The organism is Thioalkalivibrio sp. ALJ4 (assembly GCF_000377225.1).
In the GTDB taxonomy this organism is placed as follows: domain Bacteria; phylum Pseudomonadota; class Gammaproteobacteria; order Ectothiorhodospirales; family Ectothiorhodospiraceae; genus Thioalkalivibrio.
In genome coordinates, this window is sequence record NZ_KB897917.1 from 628,477 (window position 1) to 642,362 (window position 13,886).

The window sequence follows — 13,886 nt, forward strand, 5'->3', positions numbered from 1 at the left end:
ATGCCTCGCCTTGGTACCATTTGTCGCCATGCTGCCGCCGAAACCTAGCACACCCACGCCGGACGACCCGGCTGCCGCCATCGCGCGGCAGATGCACGACTCCCTGCAACAGAGTATCGCCGCGCACGGCGGGTTCCTCCCGTTTGTCGATTACATGCACCAGGCGCTGTATGCGCCGGGGCTCGGCTATTACGTGAACGGGGCGCGCAAGTTGGGCGCGGGCGGTGATTTCGTGACCGCGCCGGAGCTGTCCCCGCTCTTCGGCGAGACCCTGGCCAGCTGGCTGGCCCCGCTGCTGCGCGACGAACTGGCGGGCGGCGGGCAGTTGCTGGAGTTTGGCGCGGGCAGCGGCCGGCTGGCCGGCGATGTGCTTGTGACGCTGCGCGAGCTGGGCGTGGGCTGGCAGTGCTACAAGATCATCGAGGTCAGCCCGGACCTGCGGGCCATGCAGCAGGAGCACCTGGCGGAACGCCTGGAGCCGGAGGAGTACGCCCGGGTGGAATGGCTCGATACCCTGCCCGAGGAGCCGATCCGGGGTGTGGTGCTGGCGAACGAGGTGCTCGACGCACTGCCGGTGGAGCTCTTTCGCTGGCGCGAGGGCCAGCCCTGGCAGATGGGTGTCACAGTGGATGGCGACGGCAGGCTGGTGCTGGCGGAACAGCCGGCCCCCGAGCCACTGGCGGACGTCGTGCGCGAGCTGCAGGCGGCACACGGCCCCTGGCCCGACGGATACACCTCCGAGTGGCGTCCGGCTCAGGCGGCCTGGGTTGCGAGCGTGGCCGCTTGTCTGGAGCAGGGTGTAGCGTTGCTGGTCGACTACGGGTTTCCGCGGGCCGCGTATTACGCCGCGGAGCGCCACCAGGGCACGCTGGTTGGCTATTACCGTCAGCAGATGATGCTGGACCCCCTGGCGCAGCCCGGGCTGATGGACCTGACGGCCAGCGTCGATTTCACTGCGGTGGCCGAGGCCGCGGATGTGGCGGGGCTCGATGTGCTCGGTTATGCCGCGCAGGGCGAGTTCCTGCTGGGTGCGGGCCTGGCGGAGCGCTTCGAGGCGCGCGTCGGCAGTGGCGAGGATGCCCGCAAGACCATGCAGGCCGCCCAGGCCGTGCGCATGCTGACCCTGCCCGGAGAGATGGGCGAGCGCTTTCAGGTGATGACCCTGGGTCGCGCCTGTGCTGCGCTCGACTTCTCCGCGATCCCCGATCGGCGCGGCCGCCTGTGAGGGACTCGCAATCCCGTCCGGTTCGCCCGGAATCCTTCCCCGTACCCGCGCCCCGAGGCATGCTGCTCCTATGAAAGTCCTGGGTATCGAGACCTCCTGCGACGAGACGGGCGTGGCGCTGATCGATGATCAGCGCGGCCTGCTCGCGCACCGGCTGTACAGCCAGACCGACCTGCATGCGGTCTACGGCGGCGTGGTACCGGAGCTTGCTTCGCGCGATCACATCCGGCGCCTGCTGCCGCTGCTGCGGGCGGTGCTGGACGAGGCGGGCGTGAAGGGGCCCGAGCTGGATGCAATCGCCTATACCGGCGGGCCGGGACTGCTGGGGGCCCTGCTGACGGGGGCCTCGGTCGCGCGCTCGCTCGCTTGGGGCTGGGGCGTGCCGGCGATGCCGGTGCACCACCTCGAAGGTCACCTGCTGGCCCCGTTCCTGGAAGACGCCGGGCTGGATTTCCCGTTCCTGGTGCTGCTGGTCTCCGGCGGGCACACGCAGCTGATCCATGCCCGTTCCCTGGGCGACTACGAGCTGCTGGGCGAGAGTATCGACGACGCCGCTGGAGAGGCCTTCGACAAGACCGCCAAGCTGCTGGGGCTGGGCTATCCTGGTGGTCCCGCCCTGTCGCGCCTGGCCGAGCAGGGGGTGAGCGATGCCCTGCGTCTGCCGCGCCCGATGCTCGACCGGCCGGGGCTGGACATGAGCTTTTCCGGCCTGAAGACGGCCGTGCTGACTGCCCTGAACAAGCAGGAATACCGCCCGCAGGATGTCGCGCGCGCATTCGAGGAGGCGGTCAGCGAGACCCTGGTGGAGAAGACCCGGAGGGCGCTGGAGCAGAGTCAGGCCCCGGCGCTGGTGGTCGCCGGCGGGGTGGCCGCGAACACCCGGCTGCGCGCGGGACTGCAGGCGATGGCCGCGCAACAGGGGGTGCCGGTGTATTTCCCGCGGATCGAGTTCTGCACGGACAACGGGGCGATGATCGCGCTCGCCGGGCTGCGCCGCCTGCAGGCGGGCTGGGCGCCCGACGACCAGGCCCCGGCGATCACGGCGCGTGCCCGCTGGCCGCTGGCGGAGCTCTCCGCCTGAGGCAGATCGCTAGTCTCGCGGCGGTTCTGCCGCCTCGTCCTTCTTGTAGCCGATCTTCCCTTCCTCCCCGCGCATCAGGCGGCGGATGTTGGTGTCGTGGCGGATGAACAGCACCACCGCCATGGCCGCCACGATCAGCGCGAGCCAGAAATCCGGTTCCAGGAACACGAAGTAAACGGGTGCCAGCGTCGCCGCGACCAGGGCCGACAGCGAGGAGTAGCGCCAGATCGCGGCGACCACGAGCCAGGTCAGCAGCGTGAGCCCGCCGACCAGCGGGTTGAGTGCCAGAAGCACGCCCAGCGCGGTGGCCACGCCCTTGCCGCCGCGAAAGCCGTAGTACACGGGAAACACATGTCCGAGGAAGGCGGCCAGGCCGATCAGGCCGAGGGCCCAGGTCGGAAAGATGCCGAGCTGGGCGGCGACGAACACCGGCAGCCAGCCCTTGCCGACATCCCCGATCAACGTGATGATGGCCGCCTTCTTGCCTCCGTAGCGCAGTACGTTGGTCGCACCGGGGTTGCCCGAGCCTGTGTGACGTGGGTCCGGCAGCCGCAGCAACTTGCTCACGACGATGGCCGTGGAAAGCGATCCCAGCAGATACGCGATGACAATGCCCAGTACGATGTCCATGCAAACTCGACCTGAAGATTCGGTTGGGTGGGGTGTGGCGCGAAACGGCGCCCATGATACGCAAGCCGGGGCGCTGCGTTCAGGGTGGCGGCGGGTTGGCCCGCGATGACGCGCCCGACCCTTGTGCTGCTGCACGGCTGGGGGTTCTCCCCGGCAGTCTGGGCGCCTTTGCGTGCCGCGCTGCCCGGGTTCGAGATCTACGCGCCGGCCCTGCCGGGGCACGGGGAACTCGCTGGTGGAGAGGCCCTGGGCGATCCTGTGGCTACCTGCGAGGCCATCCGGGCTCAGCTGCCGCGCCCGCTGTCGCGCCCCATCTGGCTGGGCTGGTCGCTCGGCGGGCTGGTTGCGCTGGAGCTGGCGCGCCAGATACCGGATACCCGGGGGCTCGTGCTGCTCAATTCCACGCCGCGTTTTGCAGCGGCCCCGGACTGGGGCCATGCGCTGCCGGCCGCGGAGCTTGCGGACTTTCAGTTGGCCCTCGAGGGGCCCCGGCGGCGACTGCACCGGCGACTGGCCATGCTCTGCGCCAGGGGCTCGCCGGAAGCGGCCTCGCTGGCCGCCGATCTGACGAGCGAGCTGGAGGGTGCCCCGGCGACCGACCAGGGCCTCGCGGCCGGGCTGGCCTGCCTGATGGAGTGTGACCAGCGCGTCTACTGGCAATCCAGTTCGGTGCCGCTCGGGGCCTGTCTCGCCGAGGGAGACGCGCTGGTACCGTCCACCGTGGCGGATGACCTGCGCGGCCTGCGCCCGGACGCCCGGCTGGTCGTGCGGCCCGGGGGCCATGCGCAGTGGTGGCAGGACCCGGCGCCCGTGGCGGCCTTTATAAACGAGTTTCTAGCGGCACTGGAGTGATCGGCGATCCATGACGGGGGCGGATGAATACGCACTGGACAAGGCGCGCGTACGCGAGGCCTTCGGGCGGGCGGCTGCGGGCTACGAGGCCCATGCGGTGCTGCAGCGCGAGGTCCAAGGACGGCTGCTCGAGCGACTCGATCTGGTCAAGCTGCAACCGGCCCGCGTGCTCGATCTGGGTTGCGGGACCGGGGAGGCGCTGGATCTCCTGCGGCGGCGCTACCGCAAGGCCGAACTGACCGGTGTCGACTTTGCCCCGGGGATGGTCGCGGCGGTGCAGCGCCGCGGCCGCTGGTGGCGACGGCCGCTGGCCGTGTGTGCGGACATCGAGGCTTTGCCCCTGCCGGAGGCGCACTACGATCTGGCGATCTCCAGTGCGGCGTTGCAGTGGTGTTCCAGCCTCGATCAGGCCTTTTCCGAGGTGCGGCGTGTGCTGGCGCCGGGGGCGCTGTGGACCTTTTCCACCTTCGGCCCGGATACCCTGCGTGAGCTGCGCGCGGCCTTTGCCGAGGTCGACGGCGGGAACGCGCAACACGTGAATGCCTTTGTCGATATGCACGACATCGGTGATGCCCTGGTGCGTGCGGGGTTCGCGGACCCGGTGATGGATCAGGAGAGCCTGACGCTCACCTATGGCGATTTCGACACTCTGTTGCGTGATCTGCGTGGGGTGGGGGTGCGCAATGCGCTGGCTGGGCGTGGGCGCGGGCTGCTGGGTCCGCGTCGGCTGCAGGCCGTGGCCGAGGCCTATGCGCGGGCGTTTGCGGTCGAGGGTCGACTGCCGGCGACCTGGGAGATTGTGTACGGCCATGCCTGGGTGCCGGAGGCTCCGCCGCCCTCGAAGCCGCAAGGCCGGGTGATTCCCGTTCGGCCCGTCTCTTGATCCAGATCAACCCGGGGCGATTGGCCCCTCGCAGAGCAAGGCCATAAAGATGTATTCTCTCTGGCGCTGAAAGTTCCGCCTGACTTGGGGCTAATTCCGAGTGTTACAGGCGGTATTGGTTTTTTGTGCGTCTGGAATGGGGTAAAGTTCACGCCCCCCGAAACCATCGGGACATCCGTGTTCCCCGCAGCAAGGTGGAAAAAGTCATGTCGCAAGCAGCCACTACGGCGGGTTCCGTACCCGCAACGTCAGTCGCTTCAACCGAGCAGTACAACTACGCGATCGTCAAGCGTTTCGCGATTGCCGCCGTCCTCTGGGGCGTGTTTGGCATGGCGGCCGGGGTCTGGATTGCCTCGCAGCTCGCGTTCCCGTTCCTGAATTTCGATATCGCCCAGATCACCTTTGGCCGATTCCGTCCGGTACATACCACGGCGGTCATCTTTGGTTTTGGTGGTAATGCCCTGTTTGCGACGTCGTACTATGTCGTCCAGCGCACCTGTCAGACACGGCTGTACGGTGATTCGCTGGCGAGCTTCACCTTCTACGGGTGGAACCTGGCACTGATCCTCGGCGTGATCACCTACACCATGGGGATCACCCAGGGTCGCGAATACGCCGAGTTCAACTGGCAGATCGACCTGATCATCCTGGTCGTGTGGGTGGTCTACTTCTGGATCTACCTGCAGACCCTGCTGCGCCGGACCCAGCCGCACATCTATGTGGCGAACTGGTTCTTCATGTCGTTCATCCTGGCGACAGCCCTGCTGCACATCTTCAATAACCTGGAAGTGCCGGTCGGCATCTTCCACTCGCACTCCTACCCGCTGTTCTCCGGCGTGCAGGATGCGATGCGTCAGTGGTGGTACGGCCATAACGCGGTGGGCTTCTTCCTGACCGCGGCCTTCCTCGGGATGATGTACTACTTCGTGCCCAAGCAGGCCGGTCGACCGATCTACTCGTACAAGCTGTCGATCATCCACTTCTGGGCGCTGGTGTTCCTGTACATGTGGGTGGGCGCGCACCACCTGCACTGGACCGCCCTGCCGGACTGGGTCTCCACCCTGGCGGCGACCTTCTCCATCCTGCTGCTGCTGCCCTCCTGGGGTGGCATGATCAACGGCATCATGACCCTGTCGGGGGCCTGGGATAAGCTGCGCACCGACCCGATCATGCTGTTCCTGATCACCGCGCTGTCGTTCTACGGCATGTCGACCTTCGAAGGTCCGATGATGTCGCTGAAGAGCGTGAACGCGCTGTCGCACTACACCGACTGGACCGTCGGCCACGTGCACTCCGGTGCGCTGGGCTGGGTGGCGATGATCACCTTCGGTTCGCTGTACCACCTGATCCCGCGTCTGTGGGGCGTCAACCTGTACAGCCTCAAGCTTGTGTACGTGCACTTCTTCCTGGCGACCATCGGGATCGTGCTGTACATCACCGCGATGTGGGTGGCCGGTATCGGTCAGGGCCTGATGCTGCGTGCCTTCGACCAGTACGGGAACCTTGCCTACACCTTCACCGAGTCGGTGGTGTTCCTGCATCGTCCGTATGTGGTGCGTGCCATTGGTGGCGGGTTCTTCCTCGCCGGCATGCTGATCATGGCCTGGAACGTCGCCATGACTGTCCGCATGGGCATCAAGTCCGAAGCTCGCGAGCGTGAAGAAGCCCGCGCGGCCGAAGCCCGCACGGCCTGATAGGGAGAGACTAGATCCATGAAGCACGAAAGCGTTGAAACCAATGCCGGCCTGCTGATCATCCTGACGCTCGCGGTGATCAGTGTGGGCGGCCTGGTCGAGATTGTCCCGCTGTTCTACATCGACGATACGATCGAAGAAGTAGACGGCGTGCGCCCGTACACCCCGCTGGAGCAGCGCGGGCGTGACATCTTTGTCCGCGAGGGCTGCTACACCTGCCACTCGCAGATGGTGCGCCCGTTCCGTGACGAGATGCTGCGCTACGGCCACTACTCGCTGGCGGCGGAGTCCAAGTACGACCATCCGTTCCAGTGGGGCTCCAAGCGTACCGGGCCGGACCTGGCGCGCGTCGGTGGCAAGTACTCCAACGAATGGCAGGTCCAGCATCTGATTGACCCGCAGTCGCTGGTGCCCGAGTCGATCATGCCCGGTTATCCTTGGCTGGCGACCACGCCGCTGGACTACTCCGATGTCGCGGCGCGCATGCGTGCCCTGAAGCGCGTCGGCGTTCCGTACTCGATTACCGAGGAAGAGTACGAGGCCAATGTCGAGAAGTTCGGCGAACAACACGCCCGGATGTTCGACATCAACAACGCCGAAGAGATGCTGATCGAGCAGGCGCAGGCCGAGAACTTTGACGGCGACTCCTCGTTCATCTCCGAGATGGATGCCATGGTGGCCTACCTGCAGGTGCTCGGCACCATGGTTGATTTCAGCGAATACGACGACGGCCACTTCGCCGAATTCCGTTAGGGAATTCGGCCCGGCCAAGGTTGGGAGACATGGCAGCAGCCTGGGAATGGATTACGGATCTCGGCAACAGCAAGATGTTTGCGCTGGTGCTGTTCATGAGCACGTTCATCGGGATCGTGATTTACCTGTTCGCCAAGCCGAGCCGGGCCAAGAAGTTCGAGACGTATCGCTACATTCCTCTGGAAGAAGATGATTCGCACCTGGAGCCCACGGCCCGGCGCGACAAAACCGAGAGCGAAAAGCAATGAGCACACAGGACAACCGCGATAAGAACCAGGTCGAGACCACCGGGCACGTCTGGGACGGGGACCTTCAGGAATACAACAACCCGCTCCCGCGCTGGTGGCTGTGGGGCTTCTACGCCACGGTCGTGTTCGCGCTGGTCTACTGGCTGATCTATCCGGCCTGGCCTATCGGCGACAGCTTCACCAAGGGCTTTGCCACCATCACCTACGAGGTGAACGGCGAAGAGCGCACCACGCACTGGAACACCCGTGCCCTGCTGGCGCGCGACATGCAGACCGGCGAGTACGCGGTGCGCCAGCGCGAGATGCTGGAGCAGGTCGCCAGCCAGGACTACGAGACGATCCTGGCCGATGCCGACTCCATGAGCTTCGTCAACGCGTACGCCCAGGGTTCCTTCGGGACCTGGTGTGCGGCCTGTCACCAGGTCGGCGGCGCGGGTGTGATCGGGCAGTATCCGAACCTGCGCAACGACCACTGGAAGTGGGGCGGCACGGTCGAGCAGATCGAGCACACCATCCGTGAAGGTCGTCTGGGCTACATGCCGGGGTATCGCGACACGCTGACCCGCGATCAGATGAACGAAGTGGCGGCCTACGTCCTGTCGCTGAATGATTACGACGTTGACTCCGACATGTCCGATGCCGGCGAGCGGATTTTCGCCGGCATGGAAGGCGGCTGCTTCCAGTGCCACGGTGAGGATGGCCAGGGCCTGGCCTCACAGGGCGCGCCGAATCTGACCAACAACATCTGGGGCCTTATCGACGTGCAGGGTGCGGAGAGTGACTCCGAGCGCCTGCGCCTGGTGGCCAACTTCGTCCGTGATGGCATCCAGCGCGAGATGCCGGGATTTGCCGACCGCCTGTCGGACGACGAGATCAAGATGCTGACGGCGTACGTCCATTCGCTGGGCGGCGGTCAGTAAACGCATTGCGCCCGGGGTTCACCAGCGGGTGAATCCCGGTTCGCACTACAGGGGTTCCGCACGGGTTTCTTGACGGCCGTCCGGGCCCCTGCTTCCGTTGGGGAGACACTCCCTCGCACATGGTGGTGTGCGCACGCCGGGTTCATTCCCGGGAGGATTCATGGCGCAAGGCCAGCCAATCTACGAGGCTCGCATTCCGATCCACCCGCGATCGGTCAAGGGCCGTTTTCGCAACCTCAAGACCGGGATCCTTCTCCTGGCCTACGGGGTGTTCTTTGGCCTCCCCTGGCTGCGCTGGGACCGAGACTACGGTCCGAGCCAGGCGGTGCTGTTCGATATCCCCAACCGACAGTTCTTCCTGTTTGATCTGGTCGTCTACGCCCAGGACATCTTCTGGCTGGCGGGCTTCCTGGTCGTCGCGGCGCTATTGCTGTTCTTCGTCACCGGCGTGCTGGGTCGGGTCTTCTGTGGCTATTTCTGCTTCCAGACGCTTTGGACCGACGTGTTCATGTACCTGGAGCGCAAGATCCAGGGCGAGCGGCCGGCCCGTCTCCGCCTGTCCAAGCAGCCCTGGAATGTCGAGAAGCTCTGGAAACTGGGCGCGACGCACCTCTCCTGGCTCCTCGTCGCCTTTGCCACGGGGCTCGGCTTCGTACTGTACTGGGCTGATGCCCCGACTCTCGCACGCGACTTCTTCAGCGGTGATGCCCGGTTCGCCGCGTACGTGACTGCGGGACTCCTGACCGCCACCACGTACACCTTTGCCGGGCTGGCGCGCGAACAGGTTTGTACCTTCATCTGTCCGTACGCCCGATTCCAGAGCGTGATGTTTGATCGCGATACCCTGATCGTTTCCTATGACCAGAACCGCGGCGAGGGCTCAGCGGGTCGCGCGAAGGTGAAAGCGGGCCTGAAGACCCGAGAGGAGCGACAGGCGGCCGGGGTCGGTGACTGCATCGATTGCGGGTACTGCGTCCAGGTGTGTCCTACAGGGATCGACATCCGCGATGGGCTGCAGGTCTCGTGTATCCACTGTGCCCTGTGCATTGATGCCTGCGACACCATCATGGACAAACAGGGCTGGCCCCGCGGCTTGATCGGCTATTCGTCGGAGCGCGAGCTCGAAGGCGGCAAGACCCGCTGGCTGAAGGGCAAGACCCTGGGATACGGGGCGGCGGTGCTGGTGGTCATCGGCGCGCTGGTCTTCAGCATCCTCGAGCGCCCGCCAGTCGATGTGAACGTCAACCAGGTGCGACAGCCGCTATTCGTGCAGATGTCCGACGGTCGGGTGCAGAACAGCTACGAATTGCGCCTGAACAACGTCTCCGACCAGGAGCTCGATTTTACGCTCGATATCGATGGGCTCGAGGGCGCGACGCTCGACCTGGGCCAGGTCGAGCAGATCCGGCTTGAACCCGGCCAGCGGCTGACCGTACTGGCCCGCATACGCCACGACGTGGAGGCCGGGGCGGATTCGCCGCTCCGCTTCTATTTCGTGATCCGCGATCGCGAGGGACGGATCGACCCGGTCGAGGCCGATGCCCGCTTCAGCCACCGCTGACCGCGCGGCCAGGGAAACGCTGAATTATCGGCGTTTCCCTGCGGCACATGGACGTGCCGCCGGAAATCGACCACCGCAGGTGGTTGATGCCGAAGCAAGCTGCAAATCCCTTTGCTCGTGCAAAGGCAGAAAGACTGTGAAGCGCCGCGTGCGGCTCTGAAAGCCAGGACGGCTTTATTCGGCGCTTTTGTAAGTTACGACAATCCGGCTGGCGAAACTGGCGCGCCGCCAACCGAGTGATACCCTGCTGCGCCGGAACGACACGATGAAGACATCATGAGCAATCTCGTCATCTCCCTTGGACTGGGCAGCGCCGCGCTCGCGCTGCTGTTTGCGCTGATCTACAAGTTCACCCGTCTGCGCGCCTACAACACGGCCGCCGTGGTGGTGGCGATCATGCTGTTCGTGTTCATCCCGACCTCCATCCTCACCTGGCAGGGCGCGGATGTGTTCGCGATCCATCTCGCGCTGTACATCATCGTGCCCTACGGGCTGGGCATCATCCTCACCCAGAAGGAGGCGGAAGCCGAGGACGGACAGAAGGGATCGTTCAGCCTGCACTGGGCCCCGCTGGTGATTGTCGGCTTTTTTACGATCATCGCGTCGGTCCAGGCGGTCCTGATCACGCTCGCCCACAACGGCATGCCGGAGCGCTTTATCGGCACCCTGCTGCCCGAGCCCGAGACGCCGGCCGAGCGCGTGACCTCGGCCTTCCCCGGGACGGTCGGCGGCATCCAGGAGCGCGACGAGGCCCTCGCCGTGCACCGCATGACGCGGCTCCAGGAACAGCGCGAACTGGGCTGGCAGGTGCGCCAGGGCTGGGTGGAAACCCCGGTCGAAGGGGAGAGCGCCACCTTCCAGGTGGAAGTCCTGGATGCCGAGGGGCGTCCGATCTCCGATGCCGATATCAGTGGCCTGTTCATGTGGGTCGCCGACGAACGCCGCGACCAGGCCTTCGAGATGCAGTCGATCGGTGAAGGGCTCTATCAGGTCGAGCTGTCACTGCCATCGCCGGGGCGCTGGGACCTGCGCTTCCATATCGAACACGACGGCCAGCTGGTCGAACAGCAGGCGCGCACCCGCGTTCGCGGCCAGTCCAGCTAATCTCGCCGACCGCCGGTGAGCGGATCACGCCCCGAGCCCGATTCCACGGCCACGCCCGCTGACACGGGTGGTGGCTGTTTTCACTGTGGTCTGCCGATTCCGGGCGGTGCGCATTACCCGGTCCTGTTCGAGGGACGCGAGCAGTCAACCTGCTGTCCCGGCTGCCAGGCCGTCGCCGGCGCGATCATCGAGCGCGGCCTGGGCGCTTACTATCACCATCGTCCGGCGCCGCCCGGGCAGGCCGGCGAACCCCTGGTCCCCGACGAGCTGCGGGAGCTCGAACTCTTCGATACCGAGGCCGTCCAGCGCTCGTTCGTGACACCGGCATCAGACGCCGCCACCAGCGGCGGCCCCCGGCTCGAGGCCGCACTGATCCTCGAGGGGATCACCTGCGCCGCCTGCGTCTGGTTGAACGAGCGCCATGTGCAGTCCCTGCCGGGCGTGATCGCCTTCAGCATCAACTACTCGACCCATCGCGCCCGCCTGGTCTGGGACCCGGAGCGCATCGCCCTGTCCGCGATCCTCAAGGCGATCCGCGATATCGGTTACCACGCCCACCCGTACGATCCGGGCACCCGCGAGAAGGCGATCGCCCGCGAACGCGGTGTGGCGCTGCGCCGGATCGGGGTGGCCGCGCTCGGCATGATGCAGGTGATGATGCTGGCCCTGGCCATCTGGCTGGGCGAGGACGACGCCCAGCACGCCGACCTGATGCAGTTCATGCGCTGGGTGGCAGCGGCCCTGACTACCCCTGTGGTCTTCTACTCGGCTATCCCGTTCTACCAGAGCGCATGGCGCGATCTGCGCCAGCGAAGGCTCGGCATGGATGTTCCGGTGAGCCTGGCGATCATCGTGACCTACTTGGCCAGTCTTTACGCGGTCCTGCTCGGGACCGGCGAGCATGTCTACTTCGAGTCGGTCGTCATGTTTGTCTTCTTCCTGCTGACCAGTCGCTACCTCGAGTTGATCGCGCGACAGCATGCGAGCCAGGCCATCGATCGCCTGGATCGACTGGTGCCGGCCCTGGCCCATCGACTGGATGCCGGCGGCCAGGAGGAGCCCGTGGCCCTTGGCGACCTGAGCCCCGGCGACCGTGTACGCGTCCGGCCCGGAGAGTCGGTCCCGGCCGATGGCGTGGTCGCCCAGGGGCGTTCCACCATTAACCGTGCCTTGCTGACTGGCGAACCGGATCCCGAGCCGGTTGCCGCGGGCGACGAAGTCGTGGGCGGCACCGTCAATGTCGATGGGCCGCTGGTCGTGGAGGTCCGCCGCGTCGGCGCCGAGACCACGCTGGCCGCGATCCAGCGCCTGCTCGATCGCGCGCAGAGCGAGAAACCCCGGATCGCCCGTCTCGCCGAGACCGGGACCGGCTGGTTTGTCGGGGCGGTCCTGCTCCTGACCGCCCTCGCAGGCCTCGTCTGGTATGCCTGGATCGACCCCAGCCGGGCGCTGTGGGTGATGGTGGCGATGCTGGTCGCCACCTGTCCCTGCGCATTGGCGCTGGCAACACCCGTCGCGCTCACCGCGACCACGGGCACGCTGTCACGCCTGGGGCTCCTGGTAACGCGCGGCCGCACCCTGGAGGCCCTGGCGCGTGTCGATACCGTCTGCCTCGACAAGACGGGCACCCTGACCGAGGGCCGCCCGCGCCTCGTGGCACAGCAGGATCATGTGGCGCCGCCACCAGGGCAGGACTGGCGCACGTGGGCCGCGGCGCTGGAGGCCCATTCGGAACACCCTCTATCGCGGGCCTTCCGTGAGGCCGTGCCCGCCCCCGGCGTGGCTGCCCGGGCCGTCCATAACGAGCCGGGCAGTGGACTGGTCGGCCAGATTGACGGGCGCGAGGTGGCGATCGGGGGGCGTGGAATGCTGTCGCAAGCGGGCCCTCCGGCCGCCGAGGCCCCGGCGGATAGTCCGTTCGCCTCGCCGGTCTGGCTGGTGGTGGATGGTCAGCCGGTTGCGACCTTCTGGCTCGCCGACACACCACGACCCGAGGCGGCCGAGACGGTCGCGACGCTGCGCGCGCGCGGGCTCGAGGTGATACTCCTGACCGGCGACCGTCCGGAGGCGGGGCAGCGCTTCGCTGAGCACCTGGGTATCGACCGGTTCCATGGCGGCCTGACGCCGGAGGACAAGCTGCGCCATGTACGCGACCTCCAGGCTGAGGGCCGCACCGTGCTGATGGCCGGGGAGGGAATCAACGACGCGCCGGTGCTCGCGGGGGCGGATGTCTCCCTGGCCATGGGTGGTGGTACCCGTCTGGCGCAGACCCAGGCCGATCTCGTGCTAACTTCCGACCGCCTGGATCGGTTGCCGGAAGCACTGGATCAGGCCCGCCGCACGACGCGAATCGTGCGCCAGAACATTGCCTGGGCCATCGGCTACAATGCAGTCGCCCTGCCGTTTGCCGCTGCCGGCCTGCTCACGCCCTGGCTGGCCGCGTTGGGGATGTCGATGAGTTCCCTGCTGGTGGTGGGCAATGCCCTGCGTCTGCGTCCGGGGCGCGACCGTGTGGCCGCTCCGCGCGAGCACGCCAGTCGTGCGCCTGCCGAGGCGTCTGCCTCGCCCCCGGGTTGAGGCTCGGCGCAGGACGAGTAGACTGGTCGCCATGTCGATTCTTTACCTGTTGATCCCGCTGGCGATGCTGTTTGCCCTGGTCGTGGGGATGGTCCTGCTGTGGGCGATACGGTCGGGTCAGTACGATGACCTCGAGGGTCCGGCGCACCGTATCCTGATGGATGACGATGATCCGCGGATCCCGACTACCGAAGACGACGAGAAGGACCAGACTTCCAGGGAGACGCAGCGCCCGGAAGACCGACCGCGCTGATCCGGAAACTTGCGCCGGGGCCTCCTGCCGCTTAACCTTTACCCATTCTTAAATCGATGTGTGTTGAGGGCTTTGGCTATGCGTGAGTGGTTTACCTTTGCGAAC

At 66.3% G+C, this 13,886-nt stretch carries 13 protein-coding genes; 12 read left to right on the forward strand and 1 reads right to left on the reverse strand.

The window, feature by feature from the left end:
* Positions 1–91: 91 nt before the first annotated feature.
* Both C936_RS0103015 and tsaD read left to right on the forward strand, forming a co-directional pair.
* Positions 92–1,225, forward strand: coding sequence for a class I SAM-dependent methyltransferase (locus C936_RS0103015; RefSeq protein ID WP_018175143.1), 1,134 nt, complete (start codon positions 92–94; stop codon positions 1,223–1,225).
* 70 nt (positions 1,226–1,295) lie between these two features.
* A complete protein-coding gene (gene tsaD / locus C936_RS0103020; protein ID WP_018138213.1) occupies positions 1,296–2,306 on the forward strand; it encodes a tRNA (adenosine(37)-N6)-threonylcarbamoyltransferase complex transferase subunit TsaD in 1,011 nt (336 codons plus the stop codon).
* Between the two features lie 9 nt (positions 2,307–2,315).
* Here tsaD and plsY read toward each other — a convergent pair whose 3' ends face one another.
* Positions 2,316–2,936 carry a glycerol-3-phosphate 1-O-acyltransferase PlsY gene (gene plsY / locus C936_RS0103025; protein WP_018175144.1) on the reverse strand — a complete coding sequence of 207 codons (621 nt, stop codon included), beginning with the start codon at positions 2,934–2,936 and terminating at the stop codon, positions 2,316–2,318.
* Positions 2,937–3,041: 105 nt separating this feature from the next.
* On the opposite strand from plsY, the gene C936_RS0103030 reads away from it, so the two are divergent.
* The 10 genes from C936_RS0103030 to ccoS all read left to right on the forward strand — a co-directional run bounded on the left by C936_RS0103030 (position 3,042) and on the right by ccoS (position 13,781).
* Entirely contained in the window at positions 3,042–3,788 is a 747-nt protein-coding gene (locus tag C936_RS0103030) for an alpha/beta fold hydrolase (protein ID WP_018175145.1), read from the forward strand.
* 10 nt (positions 3,789–3,798) lie between these two features.
* Entirely contained in the window at positions 3,799–4,671 is an 873-nt protein-coding gene (gene bioC, locus C936_RS0103035; RefSeq protein ID WP_018138216.1) for a malonyl-ACP O-methyltransferase BioC, read from the forward strand.
* A gap of 206 nt (positions 4,672–4,877) precedes the next feature.
* A complete protein-coding gene (gene ccoN, locus C936_RS0103040; protein WP_018138217.1) occupies positions 4,878–6,365 on the forward strand; it encodes a cytochrome-c oxidase, cbb3-type subunit I in 1,488 nt (495 codons plus the stop codon).
* Positions 6,366–6,383: 18 nt separating this feature from the next.
* Positions 6,384–7,118 carry a cytochrome-c oxidase, cbb3-type subunit II gene (gene ccoO / locus C936_RS0103045; protein WP_018138218.1) on the forward strand — a complete coding sequence of 245 codons (735 nt, stop codon included), beginning with the start codon at positions 6,384–6,386 and terminating at the stop codon, positions 7,116–7,118.
* Between the two features lie 29 nt (positions 7,119–7,147).
* Positions 7,148–7,366: a cbb3-type cytochrome c oxidase subunit 3 gene (locus C936_RS0103050; RefSeq protein ID WP_018138219.1), complete on the forward strand. Its 219-nt coding sequence runs from the start codon at positions 7,148–7,150 to the stop codon at positions 7,364–7,366.
* Positions 7,363–8,286: a cytochrome-c oxidase, cbb3-type subunit III gene (gene ccoP, locus C936_RS0103055; protein ID WP_018138220.1), complete on the forward strand. Its 924-nt coding sequence runs from the start codon at positions 7,363–7,365 to the stop codon at positions 8,284–8,286. The genes C936_RS0103050 and ccoP overlap by 4 nt, the downstream gene beginning before the upstream one ends.
* Before the next feature lie 160 nt (positions 8,287–8,446).
* Positions 8,447–9,847: a cytochrome c oxidase accessory protein CcoG gene (gene ccoG, locus C936_RS0103060; protein ID WP_018175146.1), complete on the forward strand. Its 1,401-nt coding sequence runs from the start codon at positions 8,447–8,449 to the stop codon at positions 9,845–9,847.
* A 276-nt stretch (positions 9,848–10,123) separates the two neighbouring features.
* Positions 10,124–10,951, forward strand: a complete 828-nt coding sequence (locus tag C936_RS0103065) for a FixH family protein (protein ID WP_018138222.1) — start codon at positions 10,124–10,126, stop codon at positions 10,949–10,951.
* Positions 10,952–10,966: 15 nt separating this feature from the next.
* The gene (locus tag C936_RS0103070) at positions 10,967–13,528 is read left to right on the forward strand and encodes a heavy metal translocating P-type ATPase (protein WP_018175147.1); all 2,562 of its coding nucleotides are present in this window, start codon (positions 10,967–10,969) and stop codon (positions 13,526–13,528) included.
* A gap of 31 nt (positions 13,529–13,559) precedes the next feature.
* Positions 13,560–13,781, forward strand: a complete 222-nt coding sequence (gene ccoS, locus C936_RS0103075; RefSeq protein ID WP_018138224.1) for a cbb3-type cytochrome oxidase assembly protein CcoS — start codon at positions 13,560–13,562, stop codon at positions 13,779–13,781.
* Positions 13,782–13,886: the final 105 nt, after the last annotated feature.

Excerpts from the sequence above, each read along its gene's own strand:
- C936_RS0103015 (WP_018175143.1), top strand. The coding sequence starts at position 92 with ATGCACGACTCCCTGCAACAGAGTATCGCCGCGCACGGCGGGTTCCTC.
- tsaD (WP_018138213.1), top strand. The coding sequence starts at position 1,296 with ATGAAAGTCCTGGGTATCGAGACCTCCTGCGACGAGACGGGCGTGGCG.
- plsY (WP_018175144.1), bottom strand. The coding sequence starts at position 2,936 with ATGGACATCGTACTGGGCATTGTCATCGCGTATCTGCTGGGATCGCTT.
- C936_RS0103030 (WP_018175145.1), top strand. The coding sequence starts at position 3,042 with ATGACGCGCCCGACCCTTGTGCTGCTGCACGGCTGGGGGTTCTCCCCG.
- bioC (WP_018138216.1), top strand. The coding sequence starts at position 3,799 with ATGACGGGGGCGGATGAATACGCACTGGACAAGGCGCGCGTACGCGAG.
- ccoN (WP_018138217.1), top strand. The coding sequence starts at position 4,878 with ATGTCGCAAGCAGCCACTACGGCGGGTTCCGTACCCGCAACGTCAGTC.
- ccoO (WP_018138218.1), top strand. The coding sequence starts at position 6,384 with ATGAAGCACGAAAGCGTTGAAACCAATGCCGGCCTGCTGATCATCCTG.
- C936_RS0103050 (WP_018138219.1), top strand. The coding sequence starts at position 7,148 with ATGGCAGCAGCCTGGGAATGGATTACGGATCTCGGCAACAGCAAGATG.
- ccoP (WP_018138220.1), top strand. The coding sequence starts at position 7,363 with ATGAGCACACAGGACAACCGCGATAAGAACCAGGTCGAGACCACCGGG.
- ccoG (WP_018175146.1), top strand. The coding sequence starts at position 8,447 with ATGGCGCAAGGCCAGCCAATCTACGAGGCTCGCATTCCGATCCACCCG.
- C936_RS0103065 (WP_018138222.1), top strand. The coding sequence starts at position 10,124 with ATGAGCAATCTCGTCATCTCCCTTGGACTGGGCAGCGCCGCGCTCGCG.
- ccoS (WP_018138224.1), top strand. The coding sequence starts at position 13,560 with ATGTCGATTCTTTACCTGTTGATCCCGCTGGCGATGCTGTTTGCCCTG.